The 19,183-nt window shown below is 70.6% G+C and carries 19 protein-coding genes; 11 read left to right on the forward strand and 8 right to left on the reverse strand.

Going from position 1 to position 19,183, the window contains the following annotated elements; translation table 11 throughout:
* The first annotated feature begins 132 nt into the window (after positions 1–132).
* The 4 genes from H9Y04_RS13760 to H9Y04_RS13775 all read left to right on the forward strand — a co-directional run bounded on the left by H9Y04_RS13760 (position 133) and on the right by H9Y04_RS13775 (position 5,742).
* Positions 133–600 (forward strand): F0F1 ATP synthase subunit B family protein, encoded by a 468-nt coding sequence (locus H9Y04_RS13760; RefSeq protein WP_236070795.1) that lies wholly within the window; start codon positions 133–135, stop codon positions 598–600.
* A gap of 74 nt (positions 601–674) precedes the next feature.
* A complete protein-coding gene (locus H9Y04_RS13765; RefSeq protein WP_187814098.1) occupies positions 675–2,660 on the forward strand; it encodes a Xaa-Pro dipeptidyl-peptidase in 1,986 nt (661 codons plus the stop codon).
* On the forward strand, positions 2,657–3,946 hold the full coding sequence (locus H9Y04_RS13770; protein ID WP_187814473.1) for a M14 family metallopeptidase: 1,290 nt from the start codon (positions 2,657–2,659) through the stop codon (positions 3,944–3,946). Before H9Y04_RS13765 ends, H9Y04_RS13770 begins: the two co-directional genes overlap by 4 nt.
* A gap of 77 nt (positions 3,947–4,023) precedes the next feature.
* Positions 4,024–5,742, forward strand: a complete 1,719-nt coding sequence (locus tag H9Y04_RS13775; RefSeq protein WP_187814099.1) for a BCCT family transporter — start codon at positions 4,024–4,026, stop codon at positions 5,740–5,742.
* 64 nt (positions 5,743–5,806) lie between these two features.
* Here H9Y04_RS13775 and H9Y04_RS13780 read toward each other — a convergent pair whose 3' ends face one another.
* Positions 5,807–6,730, reverse strand: coding sequence for an FAD-dependent oxidoreductase (locus tag H9Y04_RS13780; RefSeq protein ID WP_187814100.1), 924 nt, complete (start codon positions 6,728–6,730; stop codon positions 5,807–5,809).
* A gap of 114 nt (positions 6,731–6,844) precedes the next feature.
* On the opposite strand from H9Y04_RS13780, the gene H9Y04_RS13785 reads away from it, so the two are divergent.
* Complete coding sequence (locus H9Y04_RS13785; RefSeq protein ID WP_187814101.1) at positions 6,845–7,876, forward strand: oxidoreductase; 1,032 nt, start codon at positions 6,845–6,847, stop codon at positions 7,874–7,876.
* 89 nt (positions 7,877–7,965) lie between these two features.
* Here H9Y04_RS13785 and H9Y04_RS13790 read toward each other — a convergent pair whose 3' ends face one another.
* From H9Y04_RS13790 to H9Y04_RS13800, 3 genes are all read right to left on the reverse strand, one after another.
* The gene (locus H9Y04_RS13790; protein WP_187814102.1) at positions 7,966–10,368 is read right to left on the reverse strand and encodes a Tex family protein; all 2,403 of its coding nucleotides are present in this window, start codon (positions 10,366–10,368) and stop codon (positions 7,966–7,968) included.
* Between the two features lie 123 nt (positions 10,369–10,491).
* Positions 10,492–10,638 carry an LPFR motif small protein gene (locus tag H9Y04_RS13795; protein ID WP_187814103.1) on the reverse strand — a complete coding sequence of 49 codons (147 nt, stop codon included), beginning with the start codon at positions 10,636–10,638 and terminating at the stop codon, positions 10,492–10,494.
* Positions 10,639–10,729: 91 nt separating this feature from the next.
* Positions 10,730–11,593 (reverse strand): SCO6745 family protein, encoded by an 864-nt coding sequence (locus H9Y04_RS13800; RefSeq protein WP_187814104.1) that lies wholly within the window; start codon positions 11,591–11,593, stop codon positions 10,730–10,732.
* 112 nt (positions 11,594–11,705) lie between these two features.
* Between H9Y04_RS13800 and H9Y04_RS13805 the strand changes: the two genes are divergently transcribed.
* The 3 genes from H9Y04_RS13805 to H9Y04_RS13815 all read left to right on the forward strand — a co-directional run bounded on the left by H9Y04_RS13805 (position 11,706) and on the right by H9Y04_RS13815 (position 14,057).
* The gene (locus tag H9Y04_RS13805) at positions 11,706–12,680 is read left to right on the forward strand and encodes a GlxA family transcriptional regulator (RefSeq protein WP_187814105.1); all 975 of its coding nucleotides are present in this window, start codon (positions 11,706–11,708) and stop codon (positions 12,678–12,680) included.
* Between the two features lie 73 nt (positions 12,681–12,753).
* Positions 12,754–13,389: a DJ-1/PfpI family protein gene (locus tag H9Y04_RS13810; protein ID WP_187814106.1), complete on the forward strand. Its 636-nt coding sequence runs from the start codon at positions 12,754–12,756 to the stop codon at positions 13,387–13,389.
* A 35-nt stretch (positions 13,390–13,424) separates the two neighbouring features.
* Entirely contained in the window at positions 13,425–14,057 is a 633-nt protein-coding gene (locus tag H9Y04_RS13815) for a DJ-1/PfpI family protein (RefSeq protein WP_187814107.1), read from the forward strand.
* Here the strand turns inward: H9Y04_RS13815 and H9Y04_RS13820 are convergent.
* Positions 14,020–14,796 carry an enoyl-CoA hydratase/isomerase family protein gene (locus H9Y04_RS13820; protein ID WP_187814108.1) on the reverse strand — a complete coding sequence of 259 codons (777 nt, stop codon included), beginning with the start codon at positions 14,794–14,796 and terminating at the stop codon, positions 14,020–14,022. The two genes, H9Y04_RS13815 and H9Y04_RS13820, sit on opposite strands and share 38 nt — an antisense overlap.
* A gap of 214 nt (positions 14,797–15,010) precedes the next feature.
* On the opposite strand from H9Y04_RS13820, the gene H9Y04_RS13825 reads away from it, so the two are divergent.
* Together H9Y04_RS13825 and H9Y04_RS13830 are read left to right on the forward strand one after the other, a co-directional pair.
* Positions 15,011–15,586, forward strand: coding sequence for an HdeD family acid-resistance protein (locus H9Y04_RS13825; RefSeq protein ID WP_187814438.1), 576 nt, complete (start codon positions 15,011–15,013; stop codon positions 15,584–15,586).
* 131 nt (positions 15,587–15,717) lie between these two features.
* Positions 15,718–16,254: an ATP-binding protein gene (locus H9Y04_RS13830; protein ID WP_438818103.1), complete on the forward strand. Its 537-nt coding sequence runs from the start codon at positions 15,718–15,720 to the stop codon at positions 16,252–16,254.
* On the opposite strand, the gene idi is transcribed toward H9Y04_RS13830, so the two are convergent.
* Both idi and H9Y04_RS46690 read right to left on the reverse strand, forming a co-directional pair.
* Positions 16,220–16,813 (reverse strand): isopentenyl-diphosphate Delta-isomerase, encoded by a 594-nt coding sequence (idi, locus tag H9Y04_RS13835; RefSeq protein ID WP_187814110.1) that lies wholly within the window; start codon positions 16,811–16,813, stop codon positions 16,220–16,222. The two genes, H9Y04_RS13830 and idi, sit on opposite strands and share 35 nt — an antisense overlap.
* 133 nt (positions 16,814–16,946) lie before the next feature.
* Positions 16,947–17,468 (reverse strand): GNAT family N-acetyltransferase, encoded by a 522-nt coding sequence (locus H9Y04_RS46690; RefSeq protein ID WP_236070796.1) that lies wholly within the window; start codon positions 17,466–17,468, stop codon positions 16,947–16,949.
* 142 nt (positions 17,469–17,610) lie between these two features.
* On the opposite strand from H9Y04_RS46690, the gene H9Y04_RS46695 reads away from it, so the two are divergent.
* Positions 17,611–18,099 (forward strand): iron chaperone, encoded by a 489-nt coding sequence (locus H9Y04_RS46695; RefSeq protein WP_187814112.1) that lies wholly within the window; start codon positions 17,611–17,613, stop codon positions 18,097–18,099.
* Between the two features lie 21 nt (positions 18,100–18,120).
* Here H9Y04_RS46695 and H9Y04_RS13850 read toward each other — a convergent pair whose 3' ends face one another.
* The gene (locus H9Y04_RS13850; protein WP_187814113.1) at positions 18,121–19,056 is read right to left on the reverse strand and encodes a cation diffusion facilitator family transporter; all 936 of its coding nucleotides are present in this window, start codon (positions 19,054–19,056) and stop codon (positions 18,121–18,123) included.
* Between the last annotated feature and the right edge of the window lie 127 nt (positions 19,057–19,183).

Below are 19,183 nucleotides of genomic sequence, written 5' to 3' on the forward strand. Positions count from 1 at the left end.
CATGAACTCCCGTGAGATGTGGGGCAGGAGAGATCGCCTGCACATCAAAGCAGCGGGAGTTACTTCCCGGTAGCCTCCGGGTGGCCGCGAGTTGGAGCCCACCCGTCGGGGTAGGCCAGGACCATGCAGCTCATGCCCGGTGACTGGGGCCATCGCCTGGGGCCGCTCAACCCCCTCGTCGAAGGCCTGGTGTTCGCGCTCGTCTGCTTCGCCGCCTGCTACGTCCTGATGGCCAAGGTCCTGCTGCCGAGAATCGACGCCGTCCTCCATGACCGCGACGAGCTGCTGTCGCCGCGCGAAGGCCCCTGGCTTCCCGACGGATGCGAACCCGGCCTTCCCGTACGGCTGCTCGCCGAGGCACGGCACGATGCGGCCCGCACCCGGCAGCGGGCGTACGAGGAGGGCGCGGCGATCATCGCGGCGGCCCGCGCGCGGGCGCTGGAGGAGCGCACGGAACTGCTGGCCCGGGGACGCGAGCAGATCGCGTCCGCGCGGGCGGCGGCCGAGGCGGAGCTGCGCGCGGACGTCGACGCCCTCGCGCGCGAGCTGGCCGCCCGCATCCTCGGTGAACCCGTCGGCGCGGCCTCGGACCAGCGGTGACACCCGACTGATTATCCACGGGTACCTCTACTGCCCTCTTTTGCGCGGGAGTTGACCGGAGTAACTTCCGCCGCATGCCGATACCTGCGCGGGCCACCCGCTTCAGACCTGTCGTGCTCCTCGCTGCCCTGCCGGCCCTTCTGCTCTCGCTGCTCTCACCCGCGTACGCCGCCGCACCGGACGCCCGCCCCGCACAGAGCGAGCCGGTCTACTCGTACGCGAACGCCATCCGTGAATCCGTCTGGGTCGACACCGGGCTCGACGGCGACGGCGACGGAAAGAACGACCGGGTCGCGGCGGACGTCATCCGCCCGCGCGAACCCGCCGAGCGGGGACGCAGGATCCCCGTGATCATGGACGCCAGCCCGTACTACGCCTGTTGCGGACGGGGCAACGAGAGCCAGAAGAAGACCTACGACGCCGACGGCAACGTGGTGCAGTTCCCGCTGTACTACGACAACTACTTCGTCCCGCGCGGCTATGCCTTCGTCGCCGTGGACTTCGCCGGCACCAACCGCTCCGACGGCTGCGTGGACGTCGGCGGACGCTCCGATGTGACCTCCGCCAAGGCCGTCGTCGACTGGCTCAACGGCCGCGGCCGCGGCTACACCAGCCGCACCGGCGGCGAGCGCGCCACGGCCGGCTGGTCGAACGGCGACACCGGCATGATCGGCAAGAGTTACGACGGCACGGTGGCCAACGGCGTCGCCGCCACCGGAGTCGAGGGCCTGAAGACCATCGTGCCCATCGGCGCCATCTCCTCCTGGTACGACTACTACTTCCAGCAGGGCGCACCGCTCTACGACAGCGGCCCCGAGTGGCTGTCGAACTACGTGGAGAGCCCCGAGGCCCGGGCCCGCTGCGGCGCCGTGCAGCAGCGCCTGATCGACGGGGCGCCGCGCAACGGGAACTGGACCTCCCTGTGGGACGAGCGCAACCACGTGCCGGACGCCGACAAGGTGAAGGCCAGTGTGTTCGTCGTGCACGGGCAGCAGGACCTCAACGTGCGGGCCAAGCACTTCGGCCAGTGGTGGGACGCGCTCGCCGAGGAAGGCGTGGAGCGCAAGATCTGGCTCAGCCAGACCGGACACGTCGACCCGTTCGACTTCCGCCGCGCCGACTGGGTACGCACCCTGCACCGCTGGTTCGACCATGAACTCCTCGGCTACGACAACGGCATCGACGACGAGCCCATGGCCGACATCGAGACCGCGCCGGACCGGTGGACGACCAGCCGTCACTGGCCGCCGCACGCCACGGACACCGTCGAGGTGAAGCCCGGCAAGGGCGCGCAGGCAGGCGTCGGCACCCTCGGGCTCACGCCCGCACCGCGCGGCGCCACGGAACAGTTCACCGACGACCCGGCCCGGGGCGAGGACGACTGGGCGGCGCAGCTCGACACCGGAACGCCGGACAAGGCGGGCTTCGTGACCGCGCCCCTCGCCAAGGACCTCCGGATATCCGGAAGTTCACAGGTCACGGTCACCGCGACTCCCACGACCGCGACCGCTCATCTCTCCGCGGTCCTGGTCGACCTCGGCCCCGCCACCATCCGCGACTACACGGCCGCGGGCGAAGGCATCGTCACCCTGCCCGAGCGCAGCTGCTGGGGCGCGAGCCGCGAGGGCGACAGCCCGTGCTTCAAGGAGACCGCCGCCAGGACCGCGGACGTGGACTACACGGTGTTCAGCCGCGGCTGGGCCGACCTCGGCACATACGCCGACCCGCGCACCGAACGTCCCCTCGCACCGGGCAGGCCGCACACCCTGACCATCGACCTCGCCTCCAGTGATCATGTGATCCCGGCCGGCCACCGGCTCGCCCTGATCGTCGCGGGCACGGACGCCGGCCTGATCGAACCGCCCTCCGCGCCGGGCCGGTTGACCCTCAATCTGCGCCGCACCACCGCCGAGCTCCCGTTCGTCGGCGGATGGCGGGCGTTCGCCGAGGCGACCCGCCCGGGTGCCCCGGCCGCGGCACCCCGCGAGACCTTCTACGAGGGGCTCGCACAGCGGCCCGAGACGCACCGCATTCCCCCGGAGAAAGGCCTGATCCCTTGAGACGCGCACTCTCGCTGACGGCCGCCGCGACCGCGTTCGCGGCGGCCCTGACCGGACCCGCCCTCGTCACTTCCGGCGAGGCGGAGGCGGCGACCTCCGGACCCCGTACGGGCTTCGAGCAGTCCAACGGCGCCCGTTGGACCACACAGCCCGAGGAGCAGGACTTCCTGCGCGCAGTGGACCGCGAAAGCCCTCGCGTACGCGTCGAGCAGATCGGCACCACCCAGCAGAACCGGCCACTTCAGCTGGCTCGCCTCGGCAACCAGCAGGCCTCGCTCACCGTGCTGCTCATCTGCTCCCAGCACGGCGACGAACCCTCGGGCCGCGAGGCCTGCCTCAGCACGATCCGGAACCTCGCCTACGCCCAGGACAAGCGCACCCGCGAACTCCTCGACCGCAGCAGGATCCTGATCGTCCCCACCGCCAACCCCGACGGCCGCGCGGCGGACACCCGCGGCAACGCCGACGGCGTCGACATCAACCGCGACCACGTCGCCCTCGCCACCGCCGAAGGCCGCACCCTGGCCCGCGTGATCCGCGACCAGCGGCCCGACGTCATCTACGACCTGCACGAGTACGGCGCGACACCCCCGTACTACGACAAGGACCTCTTCGATCTGTGGCCGCGCAACCTCAACACGGACCACGACGTCCACGACCACGCCAAGGAGCTCTCCGGGGACTACGTGCGCCCCGCCGCCGAGGGCGAGGGCTACTCCACGGGTACGTACGGGATCTGGACCGATCCCGAGACCGGTGAGCCGATCAAGCAGGTGGCGGGCGACGGGCAGGAGCGGATCCTGCGCAACGCCTCCGGCATCAAGCACGCGGCCGGCCTCCTGATCGAAAGCCGGGTGGATCCCCTCACCGACGAGGAGAAGGCTGACGAGAGCGTCAACAACAGGCGCCGGGTGCACTCCCAACTCGCGTCCCTGGACGGATTGTTCGCCTTCGCGGGCGAGAAGGGCCGCAGCGTCGACCGCGCCACCGGCGAGGCCCGGCGCGCCGGTTACGCGGACCGGGGACCCGTCTATCTCGGCGGCGCCGACAACGACCCCGCCGAGCCCTCCGAGATCCTCGCCGACCCGCCCTGCGGCTACCAGCTCACCGCCGGGCAGTACGCGGAGATCCGCGACGAACTCGCCCTGCATGGCGTGACCGTGCGGCGTGAGGGCGACGGAGCGCTGGTGCCGCTGCGGCAGTCGCTGCGTGCCCTCGTACCGCTGCTGCTCGACGAGCGGGCGCCCTACAACCTGGTGAACGGGCAACCCGCCGATGAATGCTGACGACATGTGACATTCGAGACGCGTGTGGTAGCGAGGAGACGAGCATTCCGCAGTAGCCACCTCGAAAGGCCCCGCCTATGCCGCACGAAGAGCAGAACAGACCGGAAGAGCACGGGAAACGGGCCGGCCGGGGAGAACCGCATCTGTCCACGGGGCTCCCCGGCAGCCCGCACGACCACGGTGTGGTGACGACCGACCGGGTGGTGTTCGGTGTCACCGCGGCCCTCACGCTCGCCTTCGTCCTGTGGGGCGCCCTCTCCACGGACACCTTGGAGGACGTCTCCGCGAAGGCCCTCAACGGGCTGATCCACAACGCGGGTTGGGCCTTCGTGCTCTTCGCGTCCGGATTCGTGGTCTTCGCGCTGTGGCTGGCCATCAGCCGCTACGGGAAGATCACGCTGGGCGGCGAGGGCGAGGAGCCCGAGTTCCGCACGGTGTCCTGGGTCGCGATGATGTTCAGCGCCGGCATGGGCATCGGCCTGATGTTCTACGGGGTCAGCGAGCCCCTCGCGCACTACACCACGCCCCCGCCCGGCACGGACCCCGCGGACTCGGCCACCGCCATGATGACCGCGATGGCCACCACGCTGTTCCACTGGACGCTGCACCCGTGGGCGATCTACGCGGTGGTGGGTCTGGCCATCGCGTACAGCAGCTTCCGCAGGGGGCGGCGGCAGACCATCAGCGCCGTCTTCACCCCGCTCATCGGCAAGAAGCACGCCGACGGCGCCTGGGGCCGCGTGATCGACATCCTCGCCATCTTCGCCACGCTGTTCGGCTCCGCCGCCTCCCTCGGGCTCGGCACCCTGCAGATCAGCAGCGGCATGAAGGAGCTGAACTGGGCCGAGACCATCGGCACCGGTGTGCTCGTGGCGATCATCGCGGTGCTCACCGCGGCCTTCGTCCTGTCGGCGGTCTCCGGCGTCGAGAAGGGCATCCAGTGGCTGTCCAACACCAACATGGTGCTCGCCCTGGTCCTCGCGATCTTCGTGTTCATCGCGGGCCCGACCGTGATCGTCCTCGATCTGCTGCCCACCTCGATCGCCTCCTACCTCGGTGATCTCCCGCAGCTTGCGGGCCGCACCGAGGCGAGCGGCGGCGAAGGCGTCGCGGACTGGCTGAGCAGCTGGACGGTCTTCTACTGGGCGTGGTGGATCTCCTGGACGCCCTTCGTGGGCATGTTCATCGCGCGCATCAGCCGCGGCCGCACCATCCGCCAGTTCATCGGCGGCGTGATCCTCGTGCCCAGCACGGTCAGCCTGATCTGGTTCGCCATCTTCGGCGGTACGGCGATGAAGCTGAAGGAGAGCGGCCGTCTGGCCGACGAGTCCACCCCGGAGGGGCAACTCTTCGCGGTGCTGCGGGAGTTCCCCATCCCCACCGTGATGAGCCTGCTCGTCATGATCCTCGTCGGGATCTTCTTCGTGTCCGGCGCGGATGCGGCGTCCATCGTCATGGGCACGCTCTCGCAGCGCGGCACGTTCGAACCGACCCGCCTCGTGGTCGTGTTCTGGGGTGTGGTCACCGGAGCCGTCGCGGCCGTGATGCTGATGATCGGCAACGGCAAGCCCGACGCCCTGCAAGGTCTGCAGAACCTCACGATCCTGGCCGCGGCACCCTTCGTCGTCGTGATGCTCGGCATGTGCTGGTCCCTGATGCGCGATCTGCGCAAGGACCCGCTGATCGTCCGCGGCGAAATGGGCGAGGAGGCCGTCGAGATGGCCGTGATCGCGGGCCACGAGAAGTACGACGGGGACTTCGAGCTCCGGATCGGCCCGGCGCCGACCGACGAGTGACGCGTCGGGAGGGGATACGCCACCGTCCGGGCGGCGTATCCCCTCCCGATGGGACCGGCCCTCCTCAGCCGAGCAGCGCGGCCACATCCTCCGCGCAGCCCCACGCCGCTGTCACGCCCCCGCCGCCGTGCCCGTAGTTGTGCACCAACACCGTGGACTCGTCGAACAGCTCACGCTCCAGTCGTACGGTGGGCCGGGCGGGGCGCAGGCCCACGCGATGCTCCAGGACGCGGGCGGTGGCGAGCTCCGGGTGGAAGCGGGCACAGCGCTCCACGATCCGCGCGGCCGTCTCCGGGTCGGGCTCCCGGCGCCAGTCGTGCTCGTCCGCCGTGCCGCCGAGCACCACGCCCCGCGGATGCGGGATCACATAGGCGTCCGTACCCGCGACGAACCACCGTTCGATGCCCGGGTTCTCCACCACGACCAGCTGGCCCCGTACCGGGTACACCGTCTCGTCCGGCACGAGTGCGCGTGCACCGAGCCCCGAACAGTTCACGACCACGGGCGCCTCGGCGGCCGCTTCGGCGAGACCGGTGACGGCACGGACTTCGACCACGCCGCCGGCATCGGCCAGGCGGCCGCTCAAGTAGCGCAGACAGACCGGCATGTCGAGCACGGGGACCGTGGCCTGCACGCCCGCCGCGCACCCGTCCGGGAGGTCCGTCGCCGCCCGTGCGCCGTCCAGCGCGTCCACCCAGCCGCCGGTGAGGGACTCGTCCGCCATCACCCCCGTGACGAGCCGTACCCCTGTCTCCCGCGGCAGCGCGGCGATCTCCTCGTACCGGCGCAGGGAGCGCACCGACCAGTCCACGACCTTCTCGAACGGCTCGATCCGGTACGGCCAGCAGATGGCCCCCGCCACCGCCGAGGTCGTCCGCGCCGCCGGCTCGGCGGCCCACACCCGCACCCGGCTGCCGGCCTCGGCGAGCACGACGGCCGTCGTCAGACCGATCACCCCGCCACCCACCACGATCACTTCGGCGCCCATGGCCCGGACCCTAGCGCCCTTGTGATCCAGCAGAACCGCCGGGCGCACAAGAACCCGATCAGCGGAATATCGCAGTCATGCTCGCTTCCGCCCTCGGATGGGGATACTCGTGGCATGTGTGCCGAGTACGCGACCTTCGGTCTTGCCCCGGCGATGCGGGCCGGCGGCGTCCTGGCCAACGGTGACTACCAAGTCCACCGTGATTTCACGGACTTCATCGTGGAAGGCCGGCCGCTGCTCTTCCAGCTGTCCGACCTCGACGCGGTGTCCCCGCTCGCATCGGACGTCCCGCCCGCGATCTTCACCACGCATGTGCGCAGACTCCTGCTCGAGGCCGAAGCGCCGCTGCCCGGCGGGAGGTTCGTGATCTACGGCTGTCCCGAGTGCGAATCCCTGGAGTGCGGCGCGGTCACCGCGGTGATCGAGTCAGACCCGGCGAGCGGCGAGGACTTCATCTGGCGGGACTTCGCCTGGCAGACCCAGGACGAAGTCGACCTCGAACGCGACGGCTACCACGGCATAGGCCCGTTCCGCTTCCGCGGCGAGGAGTACCGCAGCGAGCTCGGCCGCCTGCTCGCCGCACCCGAACCCGCCCTGCCGCGGCGGGTGTTGCTGATCGGCGCCCGGGTCGCCGTGCTCGCCAGACTCGCCGCCGCGCTGCGCACGATCGGCATCGGCGCCGAGATCACCCAGGATGCCTCGGGCGTGCCGCCGGAGGAACTGCGGACGTACGGCGCCGTCGCGTTCGGGCGCGCCGTGACCGACACCCAACGGGCCCTCGTACGCGAGGCGTTCGAGCGTACGGGCACCGAGGTCGTGTACGTCGACGGGCTCGCGCCGATCATTCCGATCCTGGTGGCGCAGATCGAGGACGCGCTCGACCGCAGTCCGGCCGAGCAGCGGCGGCTGACCCGTCTGGTGGCGGCGGACGGGGAGGCTGGCATCGAGGTCACCTCGACCTGCCGGGTCCGGCTCACGGGCTACCGCCTCGACCGGCTCTACCGGACGCATACGCACGAGTTGTTCGACGATGTCCTGGAGCCCGGGAAGCACCGGATCGCGCTGGAGGCGAAGGCGGTCAAGGGGGAGGCGTTCATCGTGGCGCGCACCACGGACAGTGTGCTCGTGGCGCCGATGGTGCGCTGAGCGGACCTTGGGGCCCACGGTGGGCCGAGAGCCGAAAAGGGGGCGGTCCCTGGCCGATGCCAGGGACCGCCCCTTCAACTGCCGTACGGTCAGCGTCGCTTGGGGTCCACCAGACCCGCCTTGCGGAGCGCGTCGGCCATGGCGCTGTTCGCGGGCGCGGGCGCCTGACGGCCGCCACCGCCACCCGCACCGCCGCCACCGCGCCGGTCACGGTTGCCGCCGCCGCGCTGCTGCGGCGGACGTCCACCCTGGCCAGCGCCCTGGCCGCCGCGCTCCCGCCGTCCGCCGGCCGGCTTCTCGCCGCCCGCCGGGGCGGCCTCGTCGTCCAGACGCAGCGTCAGCGAGATCCGCTTGCGCGGGATGTCGACGTCGAGCACCTTCACCTTGACGATGTCGCCCGGCTTCACCACATCGCGCGGGTCCTTCACGAACGTCTTCGACAGCGCCGAGACGTGCGCCAGGCCGTCCTGGTGCACACCGATGTCGATGAACGCGCCGAACGCCGCCACATTGGTGACCACGCCTTCGAGCACCATCCCGGACGCCAGGTCGCCGATCTTCTCGACGCCGTCCTTGAAAGTGGCCGTCTTGAACGCGGGCCGCGGGTCGCGCCCCGGCTTCTCCAGCTCGCGCAGGATGTCGGTGACGGTGGGCAGACCGAACTTCTCGTCCACGAAGTCGGCGGCCCGCAAGGACTTCAGCGTCCCCATGTTCCCGATGAGGGAGGCGACCTCGCCACCGGTCTGCTTCACCATCCGCCGCACCACCGGGTACGCCTCGGGGTGCACGGACGAGGCGTCCAGCGGGTCGTCACCGCCGCGGATCCGCAGGAAGCCCGCGCACTGCTCGTACGCCTTCGGGCCGAGCCGCGCCACCTCCTTGAGGCCGGTACGGGCGCGGAAGGGGCCGTTGGCGTCGCGGTGCGCCACGATGTTCTCGGCCAGGCCTGCGCCGATGCCGGAGACCCGGGCGAGCAGCGGCGCCGAGGCCGTGTTCACATCGACGCCGACGCCGTTCACACAGTCCTCGACCACCGCGTCGAGGGAGCGCGAGAGCTTCACCTCGGACAGGTCGTGCTGGTACTGGCCGACACCGATGGACCGCGGGTCGATCTTCACCAGCTCCGCGAGGGGGTCCTGCAGGCGCCGCGCGATCGAGACCGCGCCGCGGATCGACACGTCGAGGTCGGGCAGCTCCTGCGAGGCGAAGGCCGAGGCCGAGTACACGGAGGCGCCGGCCTCCGAGACCATCACCTTGGTGAGCTTCAGCTCCGGGTGCTTGGCGATCAGTTCACCGGCGAGCTTGTCGGTCTCGCGCGAGGCCGTGCCATTGCCGATCGCGATCAGCTCGACCTTGTGCTCGGCACAGTGGCGCGCCAGCTTGGCGAGCGCCTCGTCCCACTTGTTGGCGGGCACATGCGGGTAGATCGTGTCGATCGCGACCACCTTGCCGGTCGCGTCGACGACCGCCACCTTCACACCCGTACGGAAACCGGGGTCGAGGCCCAGCGTCGCGCGGGTGCCGGCGGGCGCGGCGAGCAGCAGATCGCGCAGATTCGCCGCGAACACCTTGACCGCCTCGTCCTCGGCGGCGGTCCGCAGCCGAAGGCGCAGGTCGATGCCGAGATGCACGAGGATGCGGGTGCGCCAGGCCCAACGGGCCGTGTCCTGCAGCCACTTGTCGGCCGGGCGGCCGCGGTCGGCGATGCCGAACTTGTGCGCCACGATGCCCTCGTACGAGGAAGGCCCGTCGGTGGGCTCCTCGGGCTCGAGGACCAGGTCGAGCACACCCTCCTTCTCGCCGCGCAGCATCGCGAGGATGCGGTGCGAGGGGAGCTCGGTGAACGGCTCGGCGAAGTCGAAGTAGTCCGAGAACTTGGCGCCCTCGGTCTCCTTGCCCTCACGCACCTTGGCGGCGAGCCGGCCGCGCGTCCACATCCGCTCGCGCAGCTCGCCGATCAGATCGGCGTCCTCCGCGAACCGCTCGGTGAGGATCGCGCGGGCGCCGTCCAGGGCCGCCTGCGCGTCCGCGACACCCTTGCCGGCGTCGACGAACGCGGCGGCGGCCGCCAGCGGCTCCACGGTCGGATCGCCGAACAGGCCGTCGGCCAGCGGCTCCAGACCGGCCTCGCGGGCGATCTGCGCCTTGGTGCGCCGCTTCGGCTTGTACGGCAGATAGATGTCCTCGAGGCGGGCCTTGGTGTCGGCCGCCCGGATCTGCGCCTCGAGGGCTTCGGTGAGCTTGCCCTGCTCCCGTACCGAATCGAGGACCGCGGTGCGGCGCTCCTCCAGCTCGCGCAGATACCGCAGCCGCTCCTCGAGCGTGCGCAGCTGCGCGTCGTCGAGCATGCCGGTGGCTTCCTTGCGGTACCGCGCGATGAAGGGCACGGTCGAGCCGCCGTCGAGCAGTTCGACCGCGGCCTTGACCTGCCGCTCCGCTACGCCGAGCTCCTCGGCAATCCTGCTCTCGATGGACAACGTGGGTGTCGTCACGATTCCCGTACCGCCTTCTCGCTGAGCTTGAGCCCGCCATTGTGGCAGGTGGCGCCGACAGCGGGGGGAACCGGTGCGTTTACACGCGGCGGGCCTGCGTCTCCATGCGGCGACGCCCGCGTCTTACACGTGGCGGGGCCTGCGGCCGCCGCGCCGTCCGCTGCTCGAAGCGCCGCCGAAGAGGCGGGCGAGCGCGCGGAAGGGCAGCGTCACGACGGTCGCCACGGCGCCACCGATCTGGCGCAGCACATCGGCGATGGCTCGGAACACGGGGTTACCTCGCTCTCCCTGCGCACGGTGCGCAGGGAGAACGGGTAGCCGGACGCGGCCGGGGTCAAACCGGGGCGCGAGGCGCCGGAGATCAGCCCTTGCCGATCAGGTCCGCGGGGAACGCCCCCGCGCCGAGCGCCGCCATCACGAATCCGCCCGCGAGTTCGGTCAGCCGCTCGACCCCCGCCGCGCCCAGGTGCTCGTACGGTGCCGAGTCCATCCGGTCCGTCGCCGCCTCCAGATCCTTGCGCAGCGCCACGCCCGCCTCGGTCAACTCGCCCTCGGCGTCGAGGAGTCCGCGCTCCGTGAGGCGTGCGCCCGCAGCATCCCACTCCGCACGGGTCCAGCCGCGGGTCTCCAGGGCCCATTTGCTGGTGAATCCCTTGCCGGTCGCGGTGTGGCTGACCAGCGCCTCAAGGGGGTCGAGACCGGCGGCGAGCAGCGCCGCGATGTGGCCGTCGCCACGGAACTCGCGCAGCAGGGTCGCCGCGTGCCAGAACGCCAGATGCGGCGCGTCCGGCACCGGCAGATCGGCGTGCGCGGCATACAGCGGGCGGGCGTGCCGTGTGCAGGCCTCGGCCGCGGTCAGGGCGAGACGGGCCGCCTCGGCCATCTCCGGGCTGTCGACGGCGTCGCCGAGCAGCCGGCGCAGAGTGGCGTCCACGCCGCGCAGCCGCGCGGCGAGCACGTCCTCGGGCGAGGCGGTCTCCCAGATCGCGGGCACGTGCTCGGCGATCAGCTCGTACTTGAAGTTGTAGTACGTGGCCGCCACCGTCCCCGGACCCACCGCACCCATCGCCGCGGAGCGCGCCGCGAAGTAGGCGGGGCTCCACGAGTCGAGCCCGAGCGCGCCCATCTCCTTGGCGAACTCCGACGAGAAGTAGTGGGTGGAGTGCAGCGGATTGAGCATGTTGTGGCAGCGACGCCCGGCGCGCGGCGGCAGAGGAGAGGTCATGGCGCGCAGGTTACCGACGGGTCGGTATGAGGGGAAGGCCGGACCGGCGATGGCAGAAAAGGTGGGGTGCTCGGCATTGCTGACACCCGTGCCCGGCCAAAACAATGGAGTCATGGCGAAGCGCAGCGTTCTCGTGGTCCTCTTCGACGGCGTCCAGAGTCTCGATGTCACCGGCCCCGTCGAGGTCTTCGACGCGACGGGGCGGTTCGGCGGCGACGACCCGTACGGGGCCGGCGCCCACTACGAGATCCGCACCGCTTCGCTCGACGGCCGGCCCGTACGGACCTCCAGCGGCCTGACGCTCGTACCCGACGGCAGGCTGGACGACGCACCGGTCCCGCACACGCTGCTCGTACCCGGCGGCCAGGGCACGCGGGCCCCGGACGAGGACCTGGTGGCGTGGCTGCGCGAGCACGCCCCGCGTGCCGAACGCCTCGTCTCCGTCTGCACCGGCGCGATCCTGCTCGCGGCCGCGGGTCTGCTCGACGGCCGGCGGGCGACCACCCACTGGGGCTTCTGCGACACCCTCGCCCGCCGCCATCCGGAGATCCGGGTCGAGCCCGACGCGATCTATGTGCGGGACGGCCATGTCGCCACCTCCGCAGGCGTGACCGCGGGCATCGACCTCGCGCTCGCCCTCGTCGAGGAGGATCTCGGCCGTGACACCGCACTTCTGGTGGCCCGTGTCCTGGTCGTCTTCCTGCGCAGGCCGGGCAACCAGGCCCAGTTCAGCGCACAGCTCTCCGCCCAGACCGCGCGGCGCGAACCGCTGCGCGACGTCCAGCAGTGGATCAGCGAGCACCCCGCCGAAGACCTCGGCGTGGAAGCCCTCGCGGCCCGCGCCCGCCTCTCGCCCCGCCACTTCGCCCGCGCCTTCCAGGCGGAGACGGGCATGACGCCCGGGCGCTACGTGGAGCGCGTCCGCATCGAGCAGGCGCGCAGGCTGCTGGAGGACAGCGGTCTCGGTGTCGAGGAGATCTCGCGCTCCTGCGGCTACGGCACCCCGGAGGCGATGCGCCGCGCGTTCGTCAAGACGCTCGGTGTCCCGCCCGCCGAGTACCGCCGCCGCTTCCGTCCGGCCGCCTGACGCCCCACTGTCCGGCACGCCGCAATTCGGCACCCGTCAACTTCTCTGCACCCATGTCGACTTGGAGACACACATGCAGCTGGCGATCGTCCTCTTCGATCGACTGACGGCACTCGACGCCGTCGGCCCGTACGAGATCCTCAGCCGGATCCCCGGCATCGAGACGGTGTTCGTCGCCGAGCGGACCGGACCGGTGCGCACCGACACCGGGGCGCTCGCGCTCACCGCCGACAAGACCTTCGCCGAGGTCCCGCGCCCGGACATCGTCCTGGTCCCCGGCGGCCCCGGCCAGACCCCGCAGATGGACAACCCCGTCCTGCTCGACTGGCTGCGCACCGCCGACGAGACCAGCACCTGGACGACCTCGGTCTGCACCGGCTCCCTGCTCCTCGCCGAGGCCGGGCTGCTCAAGGGCCGCAAGGCCACCTCGCACTGGCTCGCCCTGAACTTCATCCGCCGCTACGAGGTCGAACCCACCGCGGAACGGGTCGTCTTCGACGGCAAGTACGTCACCGCGGCCGGCGTCTCCTCCGGCATCGACATGGGGCTCGCGCTCGCTGGCCGGATCGCGGGCGACCGCGCCGCACAGTCCGTCCAGCTGCTCACCGAATACGACCCGCAGCCCCCGTACGACTGCGGCGCTCCGCACAAGGCGCCGGCCGACCTGGTGGCGGAGTACCGGGCGAACACCCGCCACCCGCAGGACTGACCACCACTCCACACGTCTTCCCAGGGAGGGACCCCATGCAGATCGCGATTCTCCTCTTCGACGAGTTCACCGCGCTCGACGCCGTCGGCCCGTACACCACACTCGGCCCGCTGCCCGGCGCCGAGACCGTGTTCGTCGCCGAACAGGCCGGGCCCGTGAGCGACGACAACGGGCGGCTCACCCTCGTCGCCCAGAAGTCCCTGGAGGAGGTGACGAGCCCGGACATCGTGATCGTGCCCGGCGGCCCTCATGTCCCGGTGGACAACAAAGCGATCCAGAACTGGCTGCGCCAGGTGGACGCCACCACGACCTGGACCACCTCGGTGTGCACGGGCTCACTGCTGCTCGGCGCCGCGGGCCTGCTGGAAGGCCGCCGGGCCACCTGCCACTGGCTCTACATGGACCAGTGCGCGTCCTACGGCGCCGAGACGACGGGGGAGCGGGTCGTCTTCGACGGCAAGTACGTCACCGCCGCCGGGGTCTCGTCCGGCATCGACATGGGTCTGACCCTCGCCGGCAGGATCGCCGGCGACGACCACGCCCGGTTCGTCCAGCTGATGACGGAGTACGACCCGCAGCCGCCCTACGACGCGGGTTCACCGGAGAAGGCCCCGGCGCATCTGGTGGAGATCATGCGCGCGGCGGCTCGGGACGCGGCATCCAGCTGAACCGCGGCTCCCTGCGCTCCAGGAAGGCGGCGACACCCTCCGCGGTGTCGCCGCCCTCGCGCATCTGCGCGCTGAAGTGCTCCTCGCGGCCGGTCCGCCCGTCCGCGTACTCCTTCGCCGCCACCTGTGTGAGCAGCGACCTGGACGCCAGGACGCGCGCGAACTCCGCGACCCGCTTGTCGAGTTCGTCCTCCGGGTGCACCTCGTCCACGAGTCCGGTGCGCAGCGCGCGTGCGCTGTCGATCAACTCGCCCGAGAACAGCAGGTACTTGGCGGTCGCGGGCCCGACGAGATCGACCAGACGCCGGGTCGACGAGGCCGCGTAGACGATCCCCAGCTTGGCGGGTGTGATCCCGAACAGCGCGCTGTCGGTCACGAAGCGCAGATCGCAGGCGACCGCCAGCTGGCAGCCCCCGCCCACGCAGTGCCCCCGTACGGCCGCGAGCGTCGGCTTCGGAAACGCGGCGAGCGCCTCCTCGGCCCGTACGGCCAGCTCCCTCGCCTGATCGGCGGACTCGACCAGACCCGAGATGTCGGCGCCCGCGCAGAACGTGGTGCCCGCACCGGTCAGCACGAGGACCCGAACCTCGGGGTCGGCGGCGAGCGCGTCGAGCAGCGGCGGCAGGGCGCGCCACATGGCGTTCGTCATGGCGTTGCGCTTGGCCGGATGCGTGATCACGACCGTGGCGACACCGTCGGCGACGGCATGGACGAGCTGGGGCAGGGGATCCGTGGACATGCGCCGGATGCTATCCGGACCCCCTGCTCGTACGATCGGACCAGGGGGCGCCCCCAGGGAGACGCCAATGGCCACACCGGAAGACGCAGCGGACAAGGAGCGGGGCCCGGAGCCCGAGCACACTTCCGGCCCTGCGCACCCGACCGAGACCGGCCCCGCACAGACCACCACCACCAGCGGCGGCGGCACACAGCTCAACGAACCCGGCCGCAAGATGCACCGCAGCCTGGGCCTGATGACGGCGCTCGGCGCGATTCTCGTGCTCGGCGGATTCGTCGGCCTGATCTACACGGGCGTCGCCACGCTCACCTCGATGCTGCTCTTCGGCTGGCTGCTCCTGATCGGCGGCCTGGTCGGCCTGGTGCAGTCGCTGCAGATGCGCGGCTCCAACTTCTTCTGGCTGGGTGTGGTGGTCGCCGCCCTGAACATCGCGGCCGGTGTCGTCGTCATCCGCCATCCGCAGGGCACGGCCGAGGCCCTGACCATGTTCGCCGCACTGCTGTTCCTGACCGGCGGTGTGTTCCGCCTGGTGGGCAGCGTCGTGGTGCGCGGTCCGCAGTTCGGACTGACGCTGGTGCAGGGCGCGTTCGGCCTGCTGCTCGGCGTTCTGATCCTTTTCGAATGGCCCGGCAGCAGTCTGTATGTGATCGGCTGCTTCTTCTCCCTGGCCCTGCTCTTCGACGGTCTCGGCCTGGTCGCGATGGGGCTTGCAGGTCGCCGGATCGTCAAGCTGGTAAGCGGAGTTGAGGACTCCGAGGCTCCCAAACCCCCTGAATCCCCGACAGCTTGAAGTCAGAACAAGAAGCACACGAAGCAGTCGCTCAACTGACGCTGTCATACGCACACGGTCAAATACCGTCGATACGTGATGAGTTCCGGTCACCGATGCGGTACGGACCAAAACCTTCCCAAACTCGAAGGGTGGTGACAATCGAGCGTGAGGGCGGCGACCGGAAGATGCGCGAATACGGCAGGGTGCCCCCCGACCGACCAACGGCCGGGCCGCTGCCGTACGAGGGGGTCTGGAGATTCACCGCTCCGTCCGTGGACGCCTCTGTGCCGCAGGCCCGCCGGGCGGTCCGTGAACTCCTCGCCCGCCAGGGCGTCCCGGCCGCCGACGACACCGTCCAGGGCCTGCTCCTGATCGTCTCCGAGCTGGTCACCAACGTCGTACGGCATGCGGCGCTGCTCTCGCCGATGCTCGCGGTCGAGGTGGCCGTGGGCGCCGAGTGGGTGCGGGTCTCGGTGGAGGACAACCACCCGTACCGCCCCAAGGCCCTGGAGGCCGATCAGGGGCAGACGGGCGGCCGCGGACTGCTGCTCGTCCGCGAGATCACCAGGGAGGCCGGCGGTGCCTGCGATGCGGAGCACACCGCGAGCGGCGGCAAGGTGATCTGGGCCGCCCTGCCGCTCAAGCCGGCGGTCACCACCCCGCGTTGGGACCCGTCAGCTCTTTGATCGCCGGGCGTGCGGCATCGAGCACGGTCATGAACCAGGCGGAGAACGGACCCTGCTCGTGCCGCACAAGGAGCTCCTCGGGCGTCACGAAGGCCGTCTCGCCCACCTCTTCGGGGTCCGGGCGCAGCGGCGACTGCACCATCCCGACGAACAGATGGTTGAACTCCTGCTCCACCAGGCCCGATGCGGGATCCGGATGGTTGTAGCGCACGGTGCCCGCCTCGGCCATCAGGGACGGCGAGACCCCGAGCTCCTCGGACACGCGCCGGGCGGCCGCCGCGAACGGCGCTTCGCCCGGATACGGGTGCCCGCAGCAGGTGTTGGACCAGACACCGGGGGAGTGGTACTTGCCGAGCGCCCGGCGCTGCAGGAGCAGCCGGCCCTGCTCGTCGAAGAGGAAGACGGAGAACGCCCGGTGCAGCCGACCGGGCGCCTGGTGCGCGGAAAGCTTCTCCGCCGTGCCGATGGTGGTGCCGTCCTCGTCGACCAGTTCGAGCAGGATCGCTTCCGCGGCGCCGTTCTGAGAACTGTTCGCCGCGGTGGCTGGGGTGATCGGCATAACCATCCTTTCGGGTCGAAGCCTTCAGTTTGCCGCACGCCTGGGCGCACCGGGCACCGCCGCTCCGCGACGGCAGGCTGAGTGGAGGCTGGTTGTGTGGACGCTGACGCCCCCGCACCCCCGCACGGTTGCCTCAGACTCCGAAAGCCGCCGGGTAGCGGATCGTCCCCGAAGGAACCGGCCCCTCGTTCTCGAAGACCATCGCCATCATGGCCTCGTCCGGCACCTCGAAGCCCGGCCGGACCCCGAATTCCGATGCCCGCGTGAATCCGAAGCGCGGGTAGTACTCGGGGTGCCCGAGGACCGTGATCAGCCGCTCCTGCCCCCGGGCGCGGGCCGCATCGACGACCGCCTCGATCACCGCGCTGCCCGCACCCTGCCGCTGGTACTTGGGCAGCGTGGCCACCGGCGCGAGCACCAGGGCCGGCTGCTCGTCGACGAGGCAGCGGGTGATCAGGGCATACGCGGCCAGCTCGCCGTCCGGCGTCTCGGCCACGTACGAAAGACCCTCGATCCACGCCTGCTCGTCCCTGCGCAGGGCGTCCACCAGGTCAGCCTCCATCGCGGTCTCGAAGGCGGCGGCGTTCAGCGCGTGCACCGCCTCGCGGTCCGCGGGCCGCTCCGGCCGTACGACCCAGTCCTGGTCCTTGCTCATCCGTGTTTCTCCTCGTCCTGGCGCGGGACCGCTCGGCCCCTTGTCCATCTCTCCATGATCAAGCAGTTTTGAAGAAGCCACCGCCCCCCTGTGGTTCCTAGCCTGGAACCACAGACGCCGCCCCGCAGCGAAAGGCACTCCGATGGCCACCGCGAAGAAGACCACCGCCAGGACCACCACGGCCGCCGCCAAGAAGACCGCGGCCAAGAAGACCCCCGCGAAGTCGTACGACGGCTTCTCGGAGGAGGAGCGCGCGGCCATGAAGGAGCGCGCCAAGGAGCTCAAGGCCGCCGAGAAGGCGGATCCCGAGGGCGTCGTGCGCGGCAAGATCGAGGAGATGACCGGCAGCGACCGGGTCATCGCCGAGCGGCTGCACGAGATCATCAAGGAGAACGGCCCCGAGCTGATCCCGCGGACCTACTACGGCATGCCCGCGTACGCGAAGAACGGCAAGGTCCTCTGCTTCATCACGCCCGCCGCGAAGTTCAAGGTGCGCTACCTCACGCTCGGCTTCGAGCAGGTCGCCAACCTGGACGAGGGCACGATGTGGCCCACGTCCTTCGCCATCACCGAGCTCACGCCCGAGGTCGAGAAGCGCGTCGCCGAGCTGGTGCGCCGAGCCGTCTCCTGACCGCACCGCACCTGGGGTGCCTCAGTGGCAGACCTTCGCTTCGTGGTCCGCGTGCCCGCCCGGCTCCAGCTGGAACGTGCAGTGCTCCACGTCGAAGTGGTCACCGAGGCACCCCTGCAGATCGTGCAGCAGCTTCTCGTGGCCGATCGAGTCCAGCATCTCCGCGCTGACCACGACATGGGCCGAGAGCACCGGCATGCCGGACGTGATGGTCCAGGCGTGCAGATCGTGGACGTCCTCGACGCCCGGCAGCGCCAGTATGTGCGAGCGGACCTCTTCCATGTCGACGCCCTTGGGCGCCGACTCCAGCAGCACGTTGAGCGTCTCGCGCAGCAGCTTGACGGTGCGCGGCACGATCATCAGGCCGATCAGGATGGAGGCGATCGGGTCGGCGGCCGTCCAGCCCGTGAGCAGGATGATCAGGGCCGAGACGATCACCGTGGCCGAACCGAGCGCGTCCGCGAGCACCTCCAGGAAAGCCCCGCGTACGTTCAGGCTCTCCTTCTGTCCGCCCATGAGCAGCGACAGCGAGATGACATTCGCGACCAGGCCGATCACACCGAAGACGATGGCGAGACCGCCGTCGGTGTCGGCCGGGGTGAAGAACCGCTCGACCGCCTCGTACAGGACGAAGCCGCCGACGCCGAGCAGCAGCAGACAGTTGGCGAGCGCGGCCAGGATCTCGGCGCGGGCGTAGCCGAACGTGCGGTTGACGCTCGCGGGGCGGTTGGCGAAGTGGATGGCCAGCAGGGCCATGCCGAGACCGAGGGCGTCGGTCGCCATGTGGGCCGCGTCGGCCACCAGGGCGAGCGAGTTCGCCGCGATGCCGCCGATGATCTGGACGACCATGATGCCGAGCGTGATGCACAGCGCGATGCGCAGCCGCCCCATATGTGCGGCGGACACCGTGCCACCCGAATCGGTGCCCGTGTGCCCGTGGTCGTGCCCGGCTCCCATTGGCCCTCCTTCGTTCATCGTCCTCGGACGTGCGTACGTGGCGCAGGCTCTCGAAGCGAGCCGGCGATCACAGTGAACTACGGGTGGGGGGTATATGGCAACGCTGCATTGAACACCGTTGTCATGT

Source organism: Streptomyces polyasparticus (assembly GCF_014493765.1).
Lineage (GTDB): Bacteria > Actinomycetota > Actinomycetes > Streptomycetales > Streptomycetaceae > Streptomyces > Streptomyces polyasparticus.